At 65.0% G+C, this 20,639-nt stretch carries 19 protein-coding genes and 3 tRNA genes; 11 read left to right on the plus strand and 11 right to left on the minus strand.

Translation table 11 applies throughout. The features are described from left to right. The first annotated feature begins 69 nt into the window (after positions 1 to 69). Both AQZ50_RS08605 and AQZ50_RS08610 read left to right on the plus strand, forming a co-directional pair. Positions 70 to 498, plus strand: a complete 429-nt coding sequence (locus AQZ50_RS08605; RefSeq protein ID WP_067745515.1) for an RrF2 family transcriptional regulator — start codon at positions 70 to 72, stop codon at positions 496 to 498. Further along, positions 495 to 1,598, plus strand: coding sequence for an HPP family protein (locus AQZ50_RS08610; RefSeq protein ID WP_231730182.1), 1,104 nt, complete (start codon positions 495 to 497; stop codon positions 1,596 to 1,598). Before AQZ50_RS08605 ends, AQZ50_RS08610 begins: the two co-directional genes overlap by 4 nt. 141 nt (positions 1,599 to 1,739) lie before the next feature. Here the strand turns inward: AQZ50_RS08610 and AQZ50_RS08615 are convergent, their stop codons facing one another. From AQZ50_RS08615 to AQZ50_RS08635, 5 genes are all read right to left on the minus strand, one after another. Next, on the minus strand, positions 1,740 to 2,012 hold the full coding sequence (locus tag AQZ50_RS08615) for a hypothetical protein (protein ID WP_067745522.1): 273 nt from the start codon (positions 2,010 to 2,012) through the stop codon (positions 1,740 to 1,742). An 85-nt stretch (positions 2,013 to 2,097) separates the two neighbouring features. Then, positions 2,098 to 2,367 (minus strand): hypothetical protein, encoded by a 270-nt coding sequence (locus AQZ50_RS08620; protein WP_067745525.1) that lies wholly within the window; start codon positions 2,365 to 2,367, stop codon positions 2,098 to 2,100. 8 nt (positions 2,368 to 2,375) lie between these two features. Beyond that, complete coding sequence (mfd, locus tag AQZ50_RS08625; RefSeq protein ID WP_067745528.1) at positions 2,376 to 5,858, minus strand: transcription-repair coupling factor; 3,483 nt, start codon at positions 5,856 to 5,858, stop codon at positions 2,376 to 2,378. A 23-nt stretch (positions 5,859 to 5,881) separates the two neighbouring features. After that, on the minus strand, positions 5,882 to 6,148 hold the full coding sequence (locus AQZ50_RS08630) for an FAD assembly factor SdhE (RefSeq protein WP_067745531.1): 267 nt from the start codon (positions 6,146 to 6,148) through the stop codon (positions 5,882 to 5,884). 109 nt (positions 6,149 to 6,257) lie between these two features. Then, on the minus strand, positions 6,258 to 6,632 hold the full coding sequence (locus AQZ50_RS08635; protein ID WP_067745533.1) for a baeRF12 domain-containing protein: 375 nt from the start codon (positions 6,630 to 6,632) through the stop codon (positions 6,258 to 6,260). A 155-nt stretch (positions 6,633 to 6,787) separates the two neighbouring features. Between AQZ50_RS08635 and recG the strand changes: the two genes are divergently transcribed. After that, positions 6,788 to 8,845, plus strand: coding sequence for an ATP-dependent DNA helicase RecG (recG, locus tag AQZ50_RS08640; protein WP_067745535.1), 2,058 nt, complete (start codon positions 6,788 to 6,790; stop codon positions 8,843 to 8,845). Positions 8,846 to 8,959: 114 nt separating this feature from the next. Beyond that, positions 8,960 to 10,723: a methyl-accepting chemotaxis protein gene (locus tag AQZ50_RS08645; RefSeq protein WP_067745537.1), complete on the plus strand. Its 1,764-nt coding sequence runs from the start codon at positions 8,960 to 8,962 to the stop codon at positions 10,721 to 10,723. Positions 10,724 to 10,830: 107 nt separating this feature from the next. Here the strand turns inward: AQZ50_RS08645 and AQZ50_RS08650 are convergent. Next, a tRNA-Pro gene (locus tag AQZ50_RS08650) sits at positions 10,831 to 10,907 on the minus strand. 200 nt (positions 10,908 to 11,107) lie between these two features. On the opposite strand from AQZ50_RS08650, the gene thyA reads away from it, so the two are divergent. From thyA to AQZ50_RS08670, 4 genes are all read left to right on the plus strand, one after another. After that, entirely contained in the window at positions 11,108 to 12,037 is a 930-nt protein-coding gene (gene thyA / locus AQZ50_RS08655; RefSeq protein WP_067745539.1) for a thymidylate synthase, read from the plus strand. A gap of 106 nt (positions 12,038 to 12,143) precedes the next feature. Next, on the plus strand, positions 12,144 to 13,439 hold the full coding sequence (locus AQZ50_RS08660) for a thiamine pyrophosphate-dependent enzyme (protein ID WP_067745542.1): 1,296 nt from the start codon (positions 12,144 to 12,146) through the stop codon (positions 13,437 to 13,439). Positions 13,440 to 13,465: 26 nt separating this feature from the next. Continuing rightward, positions 13,466 to 14,470 (plus strand): alpha-ketoacid dehydrogenase subunit beta, encoded by a 1,005-nt coding sequence (locus tag AQZ50_RS08665; RefSeq protein WP_067745887.1) that lies wholly within the window; start codon positions 13,466 to 13,468, stop codon positions 14,468 to 14,470. A gap of 29 nt (positions 14,471 to 14,499) precedes the next feature. Beyond that, complete coding sequence (locus AQZ50_RS08670; RefSeq protein WP_067745545.1) at positions 14,500 to 15,726, plus strand: dihydrolipoamide acetyltransferase family protein; 1,227 nt, start codon at positions 14,500 to 14,502, stop codon at positions 15,724 to 15,726. Here the strand turns inward: AQZ50_RS08670 and AQZ50_RS08675 are convergent. Next, positions 15,723 to 16,226, minus strand: a complete 504-nt coding sequence (locus AQZ50_RS08675; RefSeq protein ID WP_156427282.1) for a hypothetical protein — start codon at positions 16,224 to 16,226, stop codon at positions 15,723 to 15,725. The two genes, AQZ50_RS08670 and AQZ50_RS08675, sit on opposite strands and share 4 nt — an antisense overlap. A gap of 183 nt (positions 16,227 to 16,409) precedes the next feature. On the opposite strand from AQZ50_RS08675, the gene AQZ50_RS08680 reads away from it, so the two are divergent. Both AQZ50_RS08680 and AQZ50_RS08685 read left to right on the plus strand, forming a co-directional pair. Next, a tRNA-Asp gene (locus AQZ50_RS08680) sits at positions 16,410 to 16,486 on the plus strand. Between the two features lie 32 nt (positions 16,487 to 16,518). Next, positions 16,519 to 16,595: transfer RNA gene (locus tag AQZ50_RS08685), tRNA-Asp, on the plus strand. An 81-nt stretch (positions 16,596 to 16,676) separates the two neighbouring features. On the opposite strand, the gene AQZ50_RS08690 is transcribed toward AQZ50_RS08685, so the two are convergent. The 4 genes from AQZ50_RS08690 to AQZ50_RS08705 form a co-directional block, all read right to left on the minus strand. Beyond that, complete coding sequence (locus tag AQZ50_RS08690) at positions 16,677 to 16,907, minus strand: DUF2842 domain-containing protein (protein ID WP_067745551.1); 231 nt, start codon at positions 16,905 to 16,907, stop codon at positions 16,677 to 16,679. Beyond that, entirely contained in the window at positions 16,904 to 17,527 is a 624-nt protein-coding gene (locus AQZ50_RS08695) for a 5-formyltetrahydrofolate cyclo-ligase (RefSeq protein WP_067745554.1), read from the minus strand. The genes AQZ50_RS08690 and AQZ50_RS08695 overlap by 4 nt, the downstream gene beginning before the upstream one ends. Before the next feature lie 224 nt (positions 17,528 to 17,751). Next, entirely contained in the window at positions 17,752 to 18,144 is a 393-nt protein-coding gene (locus AQZ50_RS08700) for a cell division protein ZapA (protein ID WP_067745557.1), read from the minus strand. Next, a complete protein-coding gene (locus AQZ50_RS08705) occupies positions 18,141 to 18,368 on the minus strand; it encodes a hypothetical protein (protein ID WP_067745560.1) in 228 nt (75 codons plus the stop codon). The genes AQZ50_RS08700 and AQZ50_RS08705 overlap by 4 nt, the downstream gene beginning before the upstream one ends. A 296-nt stretch (positions 18,369 to 18,664) precedes the next feature. On the opposite strand from AQZ50_RS08705, the gene tkt reads away from it, so the two are divergent. Then, positions 18,665 to 20,635, plus strand: a complete 1,971-nt coding sequence (gene tkt / locus AQZ50_RS08710) for a transketolase (RefSeq protein WP_067745563.1) — start codon at positions 18,665 to 18,667, stop codon at positions 20,633 to 20,635. The last annotated feature ends 4 nt before the right edge of the window (positions 20,636 to 20,639 follow it).

Raw genomic sequence — 20,639 nt, forward strand, 5'->3', positions numbered from 1 at the left:
TCACGTATTTGAAATACAGGTATCAGTTGCGCTTGATTTTGCAACCCGGTTTCGCGCAAGACCGTTGCCATGCAACTCACTCAGCACACCGATTTCGGGCTACGTCTGTTGATCATCCTCGCGCGCAAGGGCGGCGGCCCGCTGGCGCTGCCGGGCTTCGCGGCAGAGCAGGGCCTGTCGTACAATCACATCGCCAAAGTCGCGCATGCGCTCGGCCGTGCAGGGTTCATCGTCAGCCTGCGCGGGCGCAGCGGAGGCGTCGCGCTCGCCCGGCCGGCAGAAACGATCACGCTCGGCGAAGTGGTGCGGGCGATGGAGCCGGGCTTGCGCCTGGTCGATTGTGCGCATTGTGCGCTGGGCGCTGATTGCTTCACCAGTTCGGTGCTGGCCGAGGCGCTCGGCGCCTTTTTCGCTGTGCTGGACCGGACGAGTCTGGCGACGGCTGCGCAGTCGCATGCACCCGCGTTCGCACCATGGATGCTGGAATCCGCGTCGTGACCGCAAACGCTCATGCGAGCGGTCCCGTTGCCCGCTTTGCCCACCTCATCGGTATTCAGCCGCAGACGACGCCGACGCGCATTGCGCAGGCGTTCCTCGGGGCGAGCGTCGGCATATTCCTCACCGGCTTCGTGATTCATCTGGGGGCGGCCGGTGGCATGGGCCTGCCGCTGCTGATCGCGCCGATCGGTGCTTCGGCAGTGCTGTTGTTTGCCGTGCCGGCCAGTCCGCTGGCGCAACCATGGGCGATCGTTGGCGGAAATACCGTCTCTGCGTTGGCCGGGATCGCCTGTCTGAAGCTGATCGGAGATCCGGGCTATGCCGCGTGCCTTGCCGTGGCAAGCGCGATCGCGGCGATGAGCCTGGCCCGGTGCCTGCACCCGCCGGGGGGCGCGGTGGCCTTGACGACGGTGATCGGCGGCCATGCCATCGCTGCGGCAGGCTGGTCGTTTGCGCTGGTGCCGGTGGCGGCAGACAGCGTGTTGCTGGTGGTGTTCGGCTGGCTGTTCAATGCCGCGATACGGGGCAATTATCCGCATCGCTCCGCGCAATATATCGCCCCCGGCGGCGCACCTGCAGGCTTCACGATCGCCGACGTGGAGTCGGTGCTTGCCCAATATGACGAGTTGCTCGACGTCAGCAGCGAAGATCTCGATACCTTGTTCCGGCAGGTCGAAGCACGGGCCTATCGCCGGTTGCACGGGGTGATCCGCTGCGAGACTATCATGCGATCCGCTATCGCCAGCGTGCGTCCCGCAGATCCGATCGCGCAAGCGGTGATGATATTGGCAAAGTCCGGCGAGCGGGCGCTGCTGGTGGTCGACGCGGATGGCCATGTCGAGGGCCTGGTGAGCGCGGGCATCCTCGCGACGGCAGCCGCGACCGGCACCGTGGCCGAAGTCATGAATCCATCGCCCTGCGTCGTGCAGCCGGGCACACCGATCGACGACCTGTTGCCGATCCTCTCGGGCGGGATCTACCGCGAGGCCGTGGTGGTCGATTCGACCGGAAACCTGCTCGGGATCATCGATCAGACCGACCTGCTTGCCACGATCTGGCGGGGTCATATCGCCGAGTATATCGCGGGATCACCCGCGTAACCGCAAGCGGCGGACCGGAAATCTGACCTGTCAACCGGGTCTGCCAACCTGGAGCGTGGGGAACGCAGGTTTGCTAACGCAATGGGTACGTGCGGCTGAAAACATCCCAACTGAAGAGACAGCGGGGGTTGGGTGTTCCGTTCAGGCTTGCGGCGTTTGGGGGGCGTTGGGGTGGGCGGCCAAGGTTGCGGTGAGGTGGGCTTCTGCGGCGGTGGCGTCCGCGATCAGCAGGCGCAGGGCCTTTGCGGTGTCTTGCAAGAGGCCGGGGCTTAGCGGGCGTTCGCCGTTGATGAAGCGGCGGATGGCCCGTTCGTCGATGTCGAGGCGCCGCGAGGCTGCCGTGACGCCGCCAAGCACTTGCATGCAATGGGCAAAGTGATCGCGCAGATCCTGAATCGTGAAAGGCTCGGTCATTGTTTTCCCATGTTGTCGTGATCCGGCCTTGCGTCTGTGACACCGGCGGAAAATTGTCCACCGGGCGGCTGTGGACAGGCGCCCTTCAAGCGTCTTCGATCGGGACTTCGACCAATGCGACGATTTCGAACGCGTAGCTGGCCCAGCCGCGTGTTCGGGCGGCGTCTTGCGCGGCGGCGCGTTTTTTGCGCGCGTCGGCCTCTGATCGCGTGTGGCCCCAGAACACCTCGGTCTTGCCGTTTCCCAGCTCGGCAACGATACGCCAATAATGGGTAAAGCTGTCGGTGGTTGGGCCGATGGTTTTCACATAGCCGTCGGGCAGTGTTGCCGTGAGATAGCGACGCTTTTTACGCATGGTCGGTGTTACTTTTTCTTTGTCGCCTTGCGCACGATGGCGGACAGGCCGCGTGTCAATTGCACCAGGCCGTTGAGGCGGGCTTCGGGGGTGGACCAGGCGCGCTGGATGACGAGCTTGCTGTCGGGGCGCAGTTTGGCGACGCCGCCGAGGCGTTCGACATAGGCGATCAGGCCCAGCGGATCGGCGAAAGTATCGCCGTGGAAACTGACCAGCACGCCCTTGGCGCCGACGTCGATCTTGCTGATCCCGGCGATGAGCGCCTGACGCTTGACTTCGATCAGGCGCAGCAGGTTTTGCGTTGCCGGGGGCAGGGGGCCGAAGCGGTCGATCATTTCCGCCGCCAGCGATTCGATCGCTTCGGGGCTTTCGGCGTCGTTCATGCGGCGATAGAGCGCCATGCGCACGGCAAGATCGGGCACGTACTCGTCGGGAATCATGATCGGCGCATCGACGGTGATTTGCGGATTGAGCGCGCCGCGTTCGCGGATCATGCCGAAATCGCCCGCCTTGGCCGCCAGAATCGCGTCTTCAAGCATCGACTGGTACAGCTCGAAGCCGACTTCCTTGATATGCCCCGATTGTTCGTCGCCGAGCAGATTGCCCGCCCCGCGCAAATCGAGATCGTGGCTGGCAAGCTGAAACCCGGCGCCCAGCGAATCGAGATCGCCCAGAACCTTGAGCCGCTTTTCGGCGATGACCGACAGCGCATTGTCCTCAGGGTAGGTCAGATAGGCATAGGCGCGCAGCTTTCCGCGCCCGACCCGCCCGCGCAACTGATAGAGCTGGGCGAGGCCGAAGCGGTCGGCGCGGTGGAGGATGATGGTATTGGCGCTGGGGATGTCGATGCCGCTTTCGATGATCGTCGTCGACAGCAGCACTTCGTATTTGCGGTCGTAAAACGCGCTCATGCGGTCTTCGACTTCGCTCGGGTTCATCTGGCCATGCGCGGCAACGGCCCGGATTTCCGGCACATTCAGCCGCAGCCATTCCTCCATCTCGGGCATGTCGGCAATGCGCGGGACGACGATGAAGCTTTGCCCGCCGCGCTGATGTTCGCGCATCAGCGCTTCGCGCATGACCAGATCGTCCCACGGCATGACATAGGTACGCACCGCGAGCCGGTCGACCGGCGGGGTCTGGATCGTGGTCAGCTCGCGCAGGCCCGACATCGCCATTTGCAGCGTGCGCGGGATCGGCGTGGCGGTCAGCGTCAGGACGTGGACATCGGCTTTCAGCTCCTTGAGCTTTTCCTTGTGAGTCACGCCAAAGCGTTGTTCCTCGTCGACGATGACGAGGCCGAGGTGGCGGAATTCGATCGATTTCGAAAGCAGCGCATGCGTGCCGATGACGATGTCGATCGTGCCGTTGGTCAGCCCGGCGCGCGTTTCGGCGGCCTCCTTGGCCGGAACCAGCCGCGACAGCCGCCCGATATTGAGCGGAAAGCCCGAAAAGCGTTCGAGGAACGAGGTATAGTGCTGCCGCGCGAGCAGCGTCGTCGGGGCGATCACCGCGACTTGCCGCCCGGCCATGGCCGCGACGAACGCGGCCCGCAGCGCGACTTCGGTCTTGCCAAAGCCGACATCGCCGCAGACCAGCCGGTCCATCGGCTTGCCCGAGGCCAGGTCGCCGAGCACGTCGTCGATCGCGCGTTCCTGATCCTCGGTCTCGGTCCAGGGAAAGCGGTCGACAAACGGGCCAAAGCTGGCCGGATCGGGCTCGATCACGTCTGCTTCGCGCAGCGCGCGCACGGCGGCCGTGGCCATGAGCTGCCCCGCCATTTCGAGAATGCGCTCGCGCAGCTTGGCCTTGCGTCGCTGCCAGCCTTCGCCGCCTAGCCGGTCGAGCGCAACGCCGTCGCTGTCGTTGCCATAGCGCGACAGCACGTCGAGGTTTTCGACCGGGATATAGAGCTTGTCGCCGCCCGCATACGTAAGCTGCACGCAATCGTGAGGGCTGTCGCCGACGCGGATCGGCTCCAGCCCTTCATAGCGACCGATGCCGTGCTCCATGTGCACGACAAGATCGCCGGGATTGAGCGCGGACAGTTCGGCCAGGAACGCGTCGGCGTCCTTGCGCTTGCGCTTGCGGCGCACGAGCCGGTCGCCGAGAATGTCCTGCTCGGTGATCAGCTCCACCGCATCGCTGGCAAAGCCGTGATCAAGCGGCAGGACCACCGCCGCGATCTTGCCCGTCGCGGCGAGGCCGAGCGCTTCCTGCCAGGTTTCGGCCATGACCGGCCTGGTCTTGCCCGCATCGCCGAGCAGAGTCGCGAGGCGCGAACGCGAGCCCGGCGAATAGGCGGCCAGGATCGGTTTCAGCCCGCGTGTCGCCAGCGCGGCGAGGTGCTTGGCCGCAGCTTCGTAGACATTGACGCCTTGTGCGCGCTCGGGGGCGAAATCGTGCGCGCCGGTAAAGCCGAAATCGAGCGTGCGCGGGGATTCGGGCTCGGCAAAGATCGACAGGCGATGGACCGGCCATGCCGCCAGCGCGCGTTCGAATTCGTCGCTGCCCAGATAGAGCGAGGCGGATTCGAGCGGACGATACTGCCCCGCTTGCGCACGGGCGGATTCGACGCGCGCCTGATGATAGTCGCCAATGTCGGACAGGCGCGTTTCCGCCGCCTTTGCCGCGCCCGAATCGAACAGCACGAGGTCGTCTTCGCCGAGATGGTCGAACAGCGTGACCATGCGATCTTCGAACAGCGGCAGCCAGTGTTCCATGCCCGCCAGCCGTCGGCCCTCGCTGACCGCCTGATAGAGGGCATCGCCGGTGGCATTGGCGCCGAAAATCTCGCGATAGCGGCTGCGGAAACGCTTGATGCTGGCTTCGTCGAGCAGGGCTTCGCTGGCCGGGATCAGCAAGTGGCTGTCGACCGGCTGGATCGAGCGTTGCGTGTTGGGATCGAACAGGCGCAGCGTTTCCAGCTCGTCGCCAAAGAAATCGAGCCTGAGCCCGTGATCGAGCCCACTCGGATAGAGGTCGAACACGCCGCCGCGCACCGCGTATTCGCCGGAATCGACGACGGTATCGGTGCGCGCATAGCCCTGGCGCTGTAACAGCGCGATCAGGCTGTCGCGGCCGATTTCCATGCCCGCTTTCAGCACGCGCGTCGATTCGCGGATGCGGAACGGGGTCAGCACGCGTTGCAGCACCGCCGCGACCGTGGTGACCAGCAATTGCGGCGCCGAGCGCTTGACCTGAAGCCGGGCCAGCGCCGCCAGTCGCCGTGCGCTGACCGACAAGGCGGGCGAGGCGCGGTCGAACGGCAGGCAGTCCCAAGCCGGGAATTCCAGCACTTCGAGCTCGGGCGCAAAGAACGCGGCGGTATCGACCACGGCACGCATCGCCGCTTCGTCGGCGGCGATAAACACCGCGCGGCCCTTTGCGGCGCGCGCCAGATCGGCCAGCAGCAAAGGCTGGCTTCCGCGCGCGACCGACGACAGGGTCAGCGGCGCCGTGGCGGACAGGATGCGGGCGAGATCGGGCATGGCGAAGATTGCGGCCTGCCCGATCAGCGCGGAATGTCGACGTAATCGAGCCGGATCATTGCGTCCATCATCGGCCCTGCATATTCGGCGGGCACCGACTGGGTGCCGAGCGCCCAGGCCATGATGTCGACATCGTCTTCTTCGACCATGCGTTCGAACAAGTCGATTTCGGCCTCGCTCCACCCGGTGTGATACCGGTCGAAGAAACAGCCGATCATGTAATCCGCTTCACGCGTGCCCCGGTGCCAGGCGCGGAATTTCAGGCGGCGAAGGCGGTCGTTTGTCTGCATGGCCCGCGACCTAGGCCAAAGCCCGCGCCGCCGCAATATGGCGGTGCGGGCCAAAGGCTGTGCACGCCGGAAGCGATCCCGTCGCGATCGCCCCCGGTTTGCGCCGCAGTTACCCGTGCAACACCGCGAGAACCTCGTTTTCATGCCGCCCGATCAGATCCTTGTGCACTTCCTTGATAATCGCGCGTTCGACTGCCGGGGTGAAATGGTGGCGCAATTCGCCCAGCACGCGCGGCGGCGCGATCAGGACGACGTGTTCGACATGATGACCGACAACCTGATGGTTCAGCCATTCGCCGATCGCGGCGGCATGGCTTGCTTCGGCCAGCCGCTGGCCGGCACTGCCGCTGGCATGATGCGCTTCGGCCAATGCGGGCGTTTCGACAGCCACGAGGACGGGTACGGCTTCGGTCCCGGCATTGCGCAACAGGCGCCAGTTATGGCTGTCGACAAGTGCGACAAGCGTTCCGTGGGTAAGCAGCATGGGGGATCTCCTCTCATCGTTTCCGACCGCCGAAACGGTCACGGATTCATCTCGTGCAACGCAGGGGCCGGCGTCCATGCGCTGGATCAAAATCCCCCGCCGGATTGGTGTGGGTGGTGGTATTGGACGGGCGCGGCGGATAAGGAGCGGCTATCATGCGGCCCGATTTGCTCAATCCCCTGTTTGCCGAAACCACCGGCCTCAAAGGCGTCGGGCCGGGGCTTGCGCGTCCGCTCGAACGGCTCGGGCTGACGCGCATACGCGATCTGGCCTATCATCTGCCCGATCGGTTCGTGTCGCGCCGGGTGGTGACGCGGCTCGATGATGCCGCGATCGGCGAAAACATCGTTATCGCGCTGACCGTGCGCGAACACCGCGCCAGCGGCGGGCGGGGGCCTTTGCGCGTGCTTGCCGAAGATGACGCGGGCGATATTGTCGCGCTGACCTATTTCGGGCGCGCGTCCTATTCCGCGCGAAAGGCGCTGCCGAGCGGCGAGCGGCGCTGGGTCGCGGGGCGGCTCGATCAGTTTGGCCAAAGCCGCCAGATCGTTCACCCAGACCATATTGCCGAAGACAGCGCCGCGCTGTCGGGCCAATTGACCGAACCGGTCTATCCGCTTTCCGAAGGCCTGACCCAGGGGCGTATCGCCGCGCTCGTTGCGCAGGCACTCGACCATCTGCCCGAATTGCCCGAATGGATCGAGCCGGGGCTGTTGGCACGCGAAGGCTGGCCGACCTGGCGCGAAGCGGTGCTGACGACGCACAAGGGCGACGACAAGGCCGCGCGCGATCGGCTGGCCTATGACGAATTGCTTGCGAACAGTCTTGCGCTGATGCTCGTGCGGGCGAGCAACCGCAGTCGGCGCGGCGTGCCCTTGCACGGCAATGGCCGGTTGCGCAGTCGGCTGAACCTGCCGTTTTCGCTGACCGGGGCGCAAACCCGCGCGATTGCCGAAATCGAGGAAGACCTGACGCAAGGTGCGCCGATGCTGCGTCTGCTGCAGGGCGATGTCGGGTCGGGCAAGACGGCGGTCGCGCTCCATGCGATGCTGATCGCGGTCGAAGCCGGGACACAGGCGGCGCTGCTTGCCCCAACCGAAATCCTTGCGCGTCAGCATGCCGAGACGTTGACGCGGATGGCCGCAGGAACGGGCGTGTCGATCGCGCTGCTGACCGGGCGCGACAAGGGCCGCGCGCGCGAGGCGACGCTGATGGGGCTGCTCGACGGCTCGATCCAGATCTGCGTCGGCACCCATGCGATCTTTCAGGAGGCGGTCGCCTACAAAAATCTCGCGCTGGTGGTGATCGACGAACAGCATCGTTTTGGCGTGGGCCAGCGGCTGATGCTGACGCAAAAGGCGCGGACCACCGCGCATTGCCTGGCGATGACGGCAACGCCGATTCCGCGCACGCTGACTTTGGCGCAATATGGCGAAATGGACGTGTCCCGGCTCGACGAGATGCCGCCGGGGCGTCAGCCGATCGATACCCGCGTGGTATCGACCGAACGGCTCGACGAAGTGATTGCGGGCGTCGGGCGGCACCTTGCCGCAGGGGGGCAGGCCTATTGGGTCTGTCCGATGGTGCGCGAGCTGGAAACCGAGGACATTGCCGCCGCCGAGGCGCGCCATGCCATGCTGCGCGAGCGCTTTGGCGACGGCGTGGAACTGGTCCATGGGCAATTGCGGCCCGAGGCCAAGGACGCCGCGATGGAGCGTTTTGCGCGCGGCGAGGCGGGGCTGTTGGTGGCGACGACAGTGATCGAAGTCGGGGTCGATGTCCCCAATGCCACGCTGATGGTGATCGAACAGGCGGAACGCTTTGGCCTGGCCCAATTGCACCAGTTGCGTGGCCGGGTCGGGCGCGGGACCGGCAAATCGACCTGCCTCTTGCTGCGCGGCGAGGCCCTGTCCGAAGTCGGGCGCGAACGGCTGGCATTGATGCGCGAGATGCAGGATGGTTTTCGCCTGGCCGAGGAAGACTTGCGCTTGCGCGGCGGGGGCGAGTTGCTCGGTACGCGCCAATCGGGCGACACCCCGTTTCGCGTCGCCAGTTTCGACCAGATCGCGAGGCTTTTGCCGCTGGCCCACGATGACGCGCGGCTGTTGATGGAGCGCGACGGCGGCCTCGACAGCCCGCGCGGGGCTGCGGCGCGCACGCTGCTCTATCTGTTCGAACGCGACTGGGGCGTGCAATTGCTGCGCGGGGGATAATCGTGCGTTAGGTTCGATTACGCATACCGCTCCTAGGCCTGGCTTATCGATCGCCGGCTCATGATCCCAGCCGCGAATGGCTGTGCATGGGCGATTCGCGCAGGGAAAAGCGCGATGGCAGTTCTTGGTAGTTGGCGGATCAAAACCGTGGCACTGGCCGGCAATCTCGTGTTGTCTGCGATCGCCATAGGCAGCGCGATAATGGCGCTGAATACGGCGCATACGTTGGGCAACAGTCTTGCCTATTCGACCGAAAACACTGTGCCCAGCTTGAAGCAACTGGCCATGGTGCGCAGCGAGATCGCCGATGTGCGGCTGCTGGTCGTCAAGTATCTGCTGGCAAAGGACCCGTCCGAAGCCCGCGACCTCAGTGACCAGATGACTGCCCGCGCGAGCGAGGCCACCAAGACGTTGGACGACTATCGCCCGATGGTGTCCGACGCGACCGAGCAGGGGGAATACGACCACTTGCAGGTGCTGTGGGGCGCGTACAAGGTCAAGGCCGGCGCCATGGTCAATCTTCCGGTCAGTCAGGCCGACGAGGCCGAGCGCATGATGAAGACCGAGATCACCCCGGTCGGCGCATCGCTTACCAAGGCGCTGGCGGATGAAATCGATTACAACACTGTCCTCGCGAAAAAGGCGGGCGATGAAGGTGCGCTGCTCGTGGCGCGGGCCACGCATATTGCGCAAGCCTTGATCGGCTTTGTCCTCGCGATGGCTTTGGCAGTCATCCTGCTGCTTCGCCACCGCTTGTCCAATCCGCTGATCAGGCTGACCGAGGCGATGCAGGATATGGCCGGCGGCAATCTCGACCGCGCCATTCCCGGCGAGCACCTGACCGACGAAGTGGGCCAGATCGGTCGAGCGCTCGCCTCGATCAAGGAAGGCGTCGCGCAACGCAGCCGCGCCGAGGGCGAGCGCCAGATGGCGGTTCAGCAGCAAGTTGTCGGGGCCCTGGGCAAAGGGCTCGCGGCGCTCAAGGATGGGCGTCTGACCGCTTCGATCGATCAGCCTTTTCCCGGCGATTACGAACGTCTGCGTGAAGATTTCAATGACGCACTCTCCAGCATGGCCGATCTCATGCGTCAGGTCACCGCTGCCGCGCAGGCTGTGCGCAGCGGCGCGGGCGAGATCTCTTCGGCGGCATCGGACCTTGCTGCGCGCACCGAGAGCCAGGCCGCCAGTCTGGAGGAATCGGCCGCTGCCGTGCGGGAATTGACCCAATCGGCCCGCAGCACCGCGCAAACCGCCGACGAGGCCCGCCAGCTTGCCGGCGAAGCGCAAGGCAGCGCCAAGACCAGCGGGGACGTGATGGCCCATGCGGTCGAGGCGATGAACCAGATTGCCGAATCCAGCCGCAAGATGGGGGAAATTGTCGGGTTGATCGAGGGCATTGCCTTTCAGACCAATCTGCTCGCGCTCAATGCCGGTGTCGAAGCCGCTCGGGCCGGCGAGGCCGGCAAGGGGTTTGCCGTGGTCGCCACCGAAGTGCGCGCGCTGGCGCAGCGCAGCGCGGATGCCGCCAAGGATATTACCGGCATCATCCAGTCCAGCGGGCGCGATGTGGTGCAGGGCGTGGCCATGATCAGCCAGACGCAGGCCGCGTTGAACCAGATCGTGACAAGCACACAGGATCTTTCCGAGATGATCAATCACATCGCCACCGCCTCGCGCGAACAATCGGCGTCGATCATGCAAGTCGATGCGGTGGTCGCCGATATGGATCGCAACACCCAGCAAAACGCGGCCCTGGTCGAACAATCGACTGCCGCCGCTCGCTCGCTGGCCCATGAGGCCAACACGATGGGCACTCTCGTCGAGCACTTCGATGTGGGCGAACATCGGTATGATGCAGGACAGCGCTGGGCCGCCTGAGCGCCAGGCTCGCGGTGTCCGGACCACAGGCCGTAAACTTAGGACCTGAATTGCAAAGGGCGCCCTTTCGGGCGCCCTCACAAATCTTGTTTTCACAAGACGATAGTTGGTCGGGGAGAGAGGATTCGAACCTCCGGCCCCTGCCTCCCGAAGACAGTGCTCTACCAGGCTGAGCTACTCCCCGACCGATCCGCAAACCCGATGGCTGATGCCACCTGACTGCGAGGCAGGCGCGCCCTATAGGCAGCGGTTTTCCGGCTGGCAAGCGGGGAAAGCGACATTTTCTGAAAAAGTCCGCATGGGGCCATACGCTGCCGGTGCGTTCCACAGGAAAGCGCGGGTTTGCGCTTGGGAAGATCGGGCGTGGTGGGCTAGGGTCTGCGCATGGCAAGCCCCCATTACGAACAGCAGTATCTTGATCTCATGCGGCGAATCTGGGCCGAGGGGGATGAACGCGTCGATCGGACGGGCGTGGGTACGCGGTCTGTGTTTGGCACCATGCTCCGGTTTGATCTGTCGAACGGTCAGATGCCGCTGCTGACGACGAAGCGCGTGTTCTGGAAAACCGCGACGCGCGAATTTCTGTGGTTCCTGACCGGCGATACCAATATCCGCGCGCTTTGTGCGCAAGGGGTCGAAATCTGGACCGACTGGCCGCTGGCACGGTATCGGCGCGAGACGGGCGAGGCCATCGACCGCGCCGTCTTTTCGCAGCGGATCGTCGAGGATGCCGATTTTGCCGCGCGCTGGGGCGATCTCGGACCCGTCTATGGCAAGCAATGGGTCGACTGGCCGGTTTACGAGCCTGCGGGGGAGGGTGTTTACCGTCGCCGCGCGCATGGGGTGAATCAGATCGCCGATCTCGTCCATGAGCTGCGCACCGATCCGGGCAGCCGGCGGCACATCGTCGAGGGATGGAATGTCGCAGAGCTTGACGCCATGGCGCTGCCGCCGTGTCACAAGACCTATCAGTTCCATGTCGCCGATGGACGGCTGTCGGGCGTGCTCTATCAGCGCAGTTGCGACGTTGCGCTGGGGCTGCCGTTCAATTTGTGGGGCGCGGCGCTGTTCATCGCCATGCTGGCGCAGCAATGCGACCTTGTGCCTGGCGATCTGGTGTGGATGGGCGGCGATACGCACCTCTATCGCAATCATGCCGATCTGGTCGAAGCGCAGATGGCGCGCCAGCCTGCGGGATCGCCCCGGCTCGAAATCCGGCGTCGGCCCGACAGCATTTTCGACTATGCGATCGAGGATTTCATCGTGCATGATTATCATCCGCAGGGCCATTTGGCGGCACCGGTTGCGGTATGACAGTGGCGATTGACCATTGCGTATTTGAGTAATATAATTACGCCTGCCTAAAACAATAGGTCTTGCGCCGAGTCTCGGCGCGATGCCGTGGAGCAGGAATTTGGGGATGACCAACGGCAATTTGCCAAGGCTGTCGCTGCATGTGCCGGAGCCGCCTTATCGGCCCGGTGCCCAGGTCGATTTTGCCACGCTGAAAGTGCCGCCCGCCGGTATGCAGCCGCGCCCCGACGAGACGTGCAGCGCGGTCGACACGCATCCGCTGTGCCTCGACATGGTGCGCGTGCTGGGCGAGGATCATCGCGCGCATGGGCCGTGGGATCCCGGGCTCGATGCTGCGACGCTGATCCGCATGTTGCGTCTCATGGCGCTGACCCGTGCGTTCGACGCGCGGATGGTGCGCGCGCAGCGGCAGGGCAAGACCAGCTTTTACATGAAATCGACCGGTGAAGAGGCGACGGCAGTGGCCACGGCGATGGCGCTGGCCGAGGATGACATGGTCTTTCCCAGCTATCGCCAGCAGGGCCTGTTCATTGCGCGCGGCTATCCCCTGGTGGAGATGGTCAACCAGATCTTTTCCAACCGCGCCGACAAGCTCAAAGGTCGGCAATTGCCGATCATGTATTCGGCGCGCGAGCAGTCGATTTTCTCGATTTCGGGCAATCTTGCCACGCAGTATCCGCAAGCCGTCGGCTGGGCAATGGCGAGCGCGATCAAGGGCGACAGCCGCATCGCCAGCGCTTTCCTTGGCGAAGGATCGAGCGCGGAGGGCGATTTCCATTCCGCGCTGACGTTTGCCGCGGTCTACAACGCGCCGGTGGTGTTCAATCTGGTCAACAACCAGTGGGCCATATCGAGCTTTTCGGGCTTTGCCGGGGGCGAGCGCACGACGTTTGCGGCGCGTGCGATCGGCTATGGCATTGCCGGTCTGCGCATTGACGGCAACGATCCGCTGGCGGTGTTTGCTGCGGTGCGCTGGGCCGCCGATCGGGCGCGGGCCAATGCCGGGCCGACGCTGATCGAACATTTCACCTATCGCGCCGAGGGGCATTCGACGTCCGACGATCCCGGCCAATATCGCTCTGCCGCCGAAGGCACGCAATGGCCGCTGGGCGATCCGATCGACCGGCTGATGCGGCATCTGATCGCGATCGGTGCGTGGGATGCCGGGCGGCAGGCGGCGATGGATGCGGAAGTCGATGCGCAAGTGCGCGCCGCCGTGCGCGCGGCAGAGGCCAACGGCACGCTCGGCCACGGGCTGCACCACCCGTTCCGCACGATGTTCGAAGACGTGTTCGAAACGCTGCCCTGGCACCTCGTCGAACAGAGCCGCCAGGCGATCCATGAACGCCATGTCAAATGGCCCGAATGGAGCGACGATGCCGATGTGGGAGAGGGGCGATGAGCGATCCGGCGCCAAGTGCCCGCCGCATGTCGATGATCGAGGCGATCAACGACGCGCTCGACGTGATGATGGCGCGCGATTGCGCCGTGATCGTGATGGGCGAAGATGTCGGCTATTTCGGCGGCGTATTCCGCGCCACGGCAGGCCTGCAAAAGAAATACGGCAAGACTCGCGTGTTCGACACGCCGATTTCGGAATGCGGGATCATCGGCGTGGCAGTGGGGATGGGGGCCTATGGCTTGCGCCCGGTGCCCGAGATCCAGTTTGCCGATTATATCTATCCCGGCCTCGATCAGCTCGTCTCCGAAGCGGCGCGGCTGCGCTATCGCTCGGCGGGCGAATTTACCGCGCCGATGACGGTGCGAACCCCGTTTGGCGGCGGGATTTTCGGCGGCCAGACTCACAGCCAGAGCCCCGAAGCGCTGTTTACCCATGTCGCGGGGCTGAAAACCGTGGTGCCGAGCACGCCATACGATGCCAAGGGCCTGTTGATCGCCGCGATCGAGGACAATGACCCGGTGATCTTCTTCGAGCCCAAGCGGCTCTATAACGGCCCGTTCAACGGCCATTACGACGAACCGGCGATACCCTGGGCGCGCCATCCCGACAGTCTGGTCCCCGCAGGGCATTATCGTGTGCCGCTGGGGCAGGCACGCATCGTGCGCGCGGGCGAGGCGGTAACCGTGCTGGCATACGGCACGATGGTCCATGTCGCGCGCGAAGTTGCCGAGCGGCAGGGCATCGACGCCGAAGTGATCGATTTGCGCACGCTGGTCCCGCTCGACATCACGACGATCGAAGCCTCGGTAAACAAGACCGGCAAATGCCTGATCGTCCACGAAGCGACGCGTACCGGCGGGTTTGGCGCCGAATTGTCAGCGCTGGTGCAGGAGCGTTGTTTCCATGCGCTCGAAGCGCCGATCGAGCGTGTCACCGGCTTTGACACGCCGTATCCCCACAGCCTCGAATGGGCCTATTTTCCGGGCCCTGTGCGGATCGGCGAGGCGTTTGCCCGCCTGATCGCCGCCTGATCCCTCTTTGCAGCACGGATGAAAGCGTCATGAGCCGCTATACGTTCCGCCTTCCCGACATCGGCGAGGGCATTGCCGAAGCCGAAATCGTCGCCTGGCATGTCCGCATCGGCGATTGGGTCGCCGAAGACGGTCGGCTTGCCGATGTCATGACCGACAAGGCCACGGTCGAAATGGAAAGCCCGGTTGCGGGCCGCGTGATCGAACTGGCGGGCGAGGAGGGCGATCGCGTGGCGATCGGAGCGCCGCTGGTGGTGATCGAGACCGAGGATGAGGCTGTAGCGGCCGCGCCCGAACCAACACCCGCGCCAAGACCCGCGCCAACACCGGAATCGACGCCTGTGGTTACCCCGGAGCCTGTTGCCCCGGAGCCGAAAGCCACGTCTGCCGTGCGCGTGCTGGCGAGCCCGGCCGTGCGCGCGCGGGCGCATGATCTCGGCATCGATCTCGCCCGCGTGCAGCCCGGTCCCGAGGGGCGCGTGCGTCATGGCGATCTCGATGCCTATATCGCCTACAACGCGGGCGGCTTCGCTCCGGCGGGGGCAAGGCGCGCCGATGAAGCGATCAAGGTGATCGGGCTGCGTCGCCGCATTGCCGAAAACATGGCCGCGTCAAAGCGCCACATCCCGCATTTTTCCTATGTCGAGGAAATCGACGTGACCGAGCTTGAGCGGCTGCGCGCCGAGCTTAACACAGCGCATGCCGCGCGGGGCAAGCTGACGCTCCTGCCGTTCCTGATCACGGCGATCTGCCACGCCGTGCCCGATTTTCCGATGATCAACGCGCGGTATGATGATGAGGCGGGCGTGGTCACGCGGCACGGCGCGGTGCATCTCGGGCTGGCGACGCAGACTCCGGGCGGGTTGATGGTGCCGGTGATCCGCGATGCGCAGGATCGCAACTTGTGGCAACTCGCGCGTGAAATCGGGCGGCTGGCCGACGCGGCGCGCGGCGCCACGATTGCGGCGGGCGAGATGTCCGGTTCGACGCTGACGCTTACCAGCCTCGGGCCCCTCGGCGGGGTGGCGACGACGCCGGTGATCAATCGGCCCGAAGTCGCGATCATCGGCCCCAACCGGATCATCGAGCGGCCGATGTTCATACCCGACGGGCTCGGCGGCGAACGCCTGGCCAAACGCAAGCTGATGAACCTGTCGATCAGTTGCGACCATCGCGTGGTCGACGGCTGGGACGCGGCAAGCTTTGTGCAGGCCTTGCGGCGCATGCTTGAAGCGCCGTCACTCCTCCTGATTTAGCGCACCACACCGCGATAGGCGATTTGTCCGGTGTCACCCTGTACGCGCCAGCGCACCTGGGTCACATCGCCGGGCAAGGCGTGGCGCCAGCCGCCGCCTTCGTGAATCACAAGATCGGCAAGCAGGCCCCAGCTGCGCCCATCGTCGACCGAGACCTCTTCGTCGGGGAAGCCGGTGCCCGCCTGAAACGCGATGCTGCGCGGCACCGGGTTGGTCACGGTAAAGCCTGCGGGGTCGCCGCCGCGCCAGCTGACCACGAAGACCAGGCGATCACCCGAATGAAGCGAGCCGACGTGTTCGAGCACACGCGCGGTCCGCCCGCCCGGCGCCGGCTCAAGGCGTTCGACAAAGACGTCGCCAGCCAGATGGATGCCAACCAGATGGATAGGGGCCGGACGGGCCGCATTGCCCGCGTTATGGCGGGCGGAAGGATTGCTCGCCGCAAGCGCCGCCACAGGGGCTGCCCCCGCCAATATCCACAAGGTCTTTCGCAATGCCAAGATTGTGCCCCCAAACCATATTTTGCGCGGTTTTTCATGGCATGCCATGGCAAAGATCCGGTTAACGCGGCGGTCGGACCGTGCCGGTTTCCCGGGGCGTCGGGGTCGCATCGAAAAAACTTTATGGAGCTTTGTTGACAGGTCCGATGTCGTGCCATAGAGGGCCGGCTCCCAAGCGGGAACGCGGGTGTAGCTCAGTTGGTTAGAGTGCCGGCCTGTCACGCCGGAGGTCGCGGGTTCGAGCCCCGTCACTCGCGCCATTCATCGCTTCGGGAAACAAAACCATGGCTGCGCGGGTGTAGCTCAGTTGGTTAGAGTGCCGGCCTGTCACGCCGGAGGTCGCGGGTTCGAGCCCCGTCACTCGCGCCATGGTTGCCAAATGGTCCTTCGAACCAGACGTCTTTCAGAGCGCCAGTTCGCTCCCAGGCGCCCTTCAGGGTGCCGCCTCACTCAGCGCCAGCGGCCGGTTTCCATCCAGATCAGAAATCGCCGCAGCGGCAAAAGCCAGATCGTGCCCAGCACGATATAGGCCACCATCTGCGCCAGCACCGGCAGCGCGCCGATCGCCCCGGCGAGATGCGCCACCAGCCCGACATAGATCGCCAAAGCGCCCAGCAGCGCCAATATGCCCACCGGCTTGCGCCAGGTGGGGCGCCGGTCGTCGATACGGGTCTCGATCATGACGTCGTGCTTTCAAATGGGCCATAGAGCCGCGTCGGGGTGATCACGGCGGCGAGCGGTCGATCATGCGGCTCGCGCGGCAATGTCTCGACGAGCTGGCAATCCCAGGCGAGCCCGATCGCGGTCGTGCCCGGATGCGCCGCCAGCCAGCGGTCATAATGTCCGCCGCCCTGGCCCAGTCGTCCGCCATCGGCGGTAAAGCCGACCAGCGGCACGAACAGGACATCCGGGATCAGCGCGGGCGCCGGGGCTGCCGGTTGCGGAACACCGTAAGGGCCGGGTTCGAGCAATTCGTCGAGATGGGGCGAATCCCACTGGCGAAAGACCATGGCGCTGTCGCGGCTGGAAAACCAGGGCAGGGCGATGCGGTGCCCGGCCTCGTGAAAATGGCGCGCATAGCCCAGCGCAGGCGCTTCGCCATGCGCGGCGACATAGAGCCCGATCGTCGCGTCGGCAGGAACGAGGGCGCCCAGCGTGGCGGGCGGGCGCATCAGCACGAGCGCGCGGATCCGGGGGTTGAGCGCTTCGACATGCGCGCGGCGCGCGACGCGCAAGGCTTTGCGCAGCGCCGGTTTGGAAAAGGCCGGGTCGGTCGGATTGGCGTCTTCGCCTTCGCTCACCGGTCTTGTCGTCCTCTGCTCGAATGCCGGATGGAATTGCCATGGAGAAAGGGTGACGGGCCCACCATGGGTCGTTTGCTCGGAAAATCCTCTGACGCGTCGACGTCAGGTGGGGACCGTGTGTCCCGGACCAGAGTCCGGGCCAGGGACAGCCCCCAAGGATTGCTTATAGCCTCAGGGATGTTCATGCGGCTCGTGCCGGGCAGAACCCGTCGTCTGCCTATTTAGGGTTGCTCGCCCGAATGCTCAAGTCGTGCGGCAAGCTTTTCCACCCGATCGGCCAAAGCCGCGACGCGCGCCAGCACTTCGGGCGCGATTTCCGCCGCTGACGAGGCTGGTTTTGGCGCCGGTTCGGGTGCGGGGGGCGGCGTCGGTGCGGCTGCGGGCTCAGGCGCGGGGGCGTTTTGCAAGGTGTGCAGTTCGTCCGCCAGCATCAGCGCCGCGACCAGCAACATGCGCGCTTCGGTCTGCCCCTGGCCGAGGCCGAGCTTGCTCACGCGCTCATCGATCATGCCCGCCAGCAGGCGAAGATGCGGCTCCTCGTCGGTTCCGACCGAAATGACATGGTTGCGCCCGCCGATGGTCAGCGCAACATTGCGGTTCGTTCGGTTGCTCATGGCTTTTGCGGCAGATTGGCGAGCAACAGGTCAAGCTGTTGCAATTCGCTGCTGACGGTGTCCTTGAGTCGGCGGTGACGCGCCCTGAGCGCGGCCATTTCGGCCAATTCCGCCTCGCGCGCCGTGGCCGCATGTTCGAGCCGGTCAAGCGCCAGCTCGATCCGGCCCAAATCGTTCTGCAAACTTTCGTGTTGCAGGATTCCGTTCTGGCTTTGGGTGGTCATGCCTGTGTGGCTAGCACATCGTCCGGTCGGCGCAAGCGCTCACGGGGCCTGTCGGGGGATGGGTCGGGGGATGGGGGTCGCGACACGGTCCGGCGATCTGCGGACGATTGACAGCGCAGACGTATTTCCGCCAATGCATAGGAATGCAGGGGCCCAAAAGCGCACGGGATGGCCGGGCGCGCCTGATGGTCCCGGACACGGCCTTGACGGGGGTGGCGCCCTGTCCCAAGAGGCCGGTGCCGAATCAGTCCGGCCCCTGCGGCAGGTCCGCGCTCTAGAAGGTTGCTCGTCCAGGTATGACCCGTGAAACCAATGCGCTGGCGCCCATGGCCAACGCCATTCGTGCGCTCGCCATGGATGCCGTCCAGGCCGCCAATTCCGGCCATCCGGGCATGCCGATGGGCATGGCCGATGTGGCCACGGTGTTGTGGTCGCAATTCCTGAAATTCGATCCCGACGCGCCGCGTTGGGCGGATCGCGACCGCTTTGTGCTGTCTGCGGGCCATGGCTCGATGCTGATCTATGCCGCGCTCTATCTGACCGGCTATGCCTCGCCGACAATCGAGGACATTCGCAATTTCCGCCAGTTGGACAGCGTTTGCGCCGGTCACCCGGAAAACTTCCTGATTCCCGGCGTCGAATGCACCACCGGCCCGCTGGGTCAGGGTTTTGCGATGGCCGTGGGCATGGCGATGGCAGAGCGCCATCTCAATGCGGTGTTTGGCGATGCTCTCGTCGATCACAAGACCTGGGTGATCGCGGGCGACGGCTGCCTGATGGAAGGGATCAACCACGAAGCGGTCGGCCTTGCCGGGACGCTCGGGCTTGGGCGGCTCAATGTCCTGTGGGACGATAATCGCATCACGATCGACGGCGATACCAGCCTGTCGACGAGCGAAGACATTCCGGCGCGCTATCGTGCGAGCGGCTGGCACGTCGTTTCGTGCGATGGCCACGATCATGCCGATATTGCCCGCGCACTGGCCGAAGCTGCCGCCGATCCGCGCCCGTCGCTGGTCGCCTGCCGCACGCTGATCGGCAAGGGCGCGCCCAACAAGGAAGGCGGACACAACGTTCACGGCAGCCCGCTGGGCGCCGACGAAGTCGCCGCCACTCGGGCAAACCTCGGCTGGACCGCCGCTCCGTTCGAAATTCCGGCGGACATCCTTGCCGCATGGCGCGCCACGGGCGAGCGCGGGCGCAAGGCTCATGCTGCATGGACCGCAGCGACGGCCGCGCATCCGCAGCGCGCCGAATTCGAACGTCGCATGGCCGGCGATCTGCCCGATCTGGCCGAGGTTGAGGCGTCGTTTGCCGGCTGGCTGGCCGAACCGCGCAAAGTCGCCACGCGCAAGGCTTCGGAACTGGCGCTCGGCGTGCTGGCCCCGGCCGTGCCCGAACTGTTCGGCGGCTCGGCCGACCTGACCGGATCGAACCTGACCAAAGTTGCCGCGACGCCTTCGTTTGGCCGGCAGGCTTATGGCGGGCGCCATGTCCATTACGGCATCCGTGAATTCGGCATGGCCGCCGCGATGAACGGCGCCGCGTTGCATGGCGGGCTGATCCCCTATGGCGGCACGTTCCTGGTGTTTTCGGACTATTGCCGCAACGCCATCCGCATGTCCGCGTTGCAGCACGTGCGCGCGGTCTATGTGATGACGCACGATTCGATCGGGCTCGGCGAAGACGGCCCGACGCATCAGCCGATCGAACACGTGATGAGCCTGCGCCTGATTCCCAATCTTCAGGTGTTCCGCCCGGCAGACATCATCGAAACGGCGGAATGCTGGCAGATCGCGCTCGCCAGCGCGCACACGCCCTCGGTGCTTGCGCTGTCGCGTCAGAACCTGCCGCAATTGCCGCGTGAAGGCGCCGCGAACCTCAGCGCAAAGGGCGCCTATCGTCTCGTGGCGGCAAATGCCGCGCGCAAGGTCGTGCTGATCGCGACCGGTTCGGAAGTCGAAATCGCCGTCAAGACCGCTGCTGCGCTCGAAGCGCAGGGGATCGGCGCCGATGTCGTCTCGATGCCGAGCTGGGAATTGTTCGACAAGGCCGACGCTGCCTATCGCGCCGATGTCCTGCCGACAGGCGTGCTCAAGGTGTCGATCGAGGCCGGTGTGACGGCAGGCTGGCAAAAATACGTCGGTGACGGGCTGACCATCGGCATCGACACATTTGGCGCATCGGCACCTGCCGATGTTCTTTATGACCATTTCGGTCTCACCGCGGAAAAAATCGTTCCGCAAATTCTCGCCCGGATCGCTTGATCGT

This window comes from Novosphingobium sp. Fuku2-ISO-50 (assembly GCF_001519055.1).
In the GTDB taxonomy this organism is placed as follows: Bacteria; Pseudomonadota; Alphaproteobacteria; order Sphingomonadales; family Sphingomonadaceae; genus Novosphingobium.

Bases quoted from the DNA above. Each gene is read 5' to 3' on its own strand.
- AQZ50_RS08605 (WP_067745515.1), top strand. From the start codon at position 70: ATGCAACTCACTCAGCACACCGATTTCGGGCTACGTCTGTTGATCATC.
- AQZ50_RS08615 (WP_067745522.1), bottom strand. From the start codon at position 2,012: ATGACCGAGCCTTTCACGATTCAGGATCTGCGCGATCACTTTGCCCAT.
- AQZ50_RS08620 (WP_067745525.1), bottom strand. From the start codon at position 2,367: ATGCGTAAAAAGCGTCGCTATCTCACGGCAACACTGCCCGACGGCTAT.
- mfd (WP_067745528.1), bottom strand. From the start codon at position 5,858: ATGCCCGATCTCGCCCGCATCCTGTCCGCCACGGCGCCGCTGACCCTG.
- AQZ50_RS08630 (WP_067745531.1), bottom strand. From the start codon at position 6,148: ATGCAGACAAACGACCGCCTTCGCCGCCTGAAATTCCGCGCCTGGCAC.
- AQZ50_RS08635 (WP_067745533.1), bottom strand. From the start codon at position 6,632: ATGCTGCTTACCCACGGAACGCTTGTCGCACTTGTCGACAGCCATAAC.
- recG (WP_067745535.1), top strand. From the start codon at position 6,788: ATGCGGCCCGATTTGCTCAATCCCCTGTTTGCCGAAACCACCGGCCTC.
- AQZ50_RS08645 (WP_067745537.1), top strand. From the start codon at position 8,960: ATGGCAGTTCTTGGTAGTTGGCGGATCAAAACCGTGGCACTGGCCGGC.
- thyA (WP_067745539.1), top strand. From the start codon at position 11,108: ATGGCAAGCCCCCATTACGAACAGCAGTATCTTGATCTCATGCGGCGA.
- AQZ50_RS08660 (WP_067745542.1), top strand. From the start codon at position 12,144: ATGACCAACGGCAATTTGCCAAGGCTGTCGCTGCATGTGCCGGAGCCG.
- AQZ50_RS08665 (WP_067745887.1), top strand. From the start codon at position 13,466: ATGTCGATGATCGAGGCGATCAACGACGCGCTCGACGTGATGATGGCG.
- AQZ50_RS08670 (WP_067745545.1), top strand. From the start codon at position 14,500: ATGAGCCGCTATACGTTCCGCCTTCCCGACATCGGCGAGGGCATTGCC.
- AQZ50_RS08690 (WP_067745551.1), bottom strand. From the start codon at position 16,907: ATGATCGAGACCCGTATCGACGACCGGCGCCCCACCTGGCGCAAGCCG.
- AQZ50_RS08700 (WP_067745557.1), bottom strand. From the start codon at position 18,144: ATGAGCAACCGAACGAACCGCAATGTTGCGCTGACCATCGGCGGGCGC.
- AQZ50_RS08705 (WP_067745560.1), bottom strand. From the start codon at position 18,368: ATGACCACCCAAAGCCAGAACGGAATCCTGCAACACGAAAGTTTGCAG.
- tkt (WP_067745563.1), top strand. From the start codon at position 18,665: ATGACCCGTGAAACCAATGCGCTGGCGCCCATGGCCAACGCCATTCGT.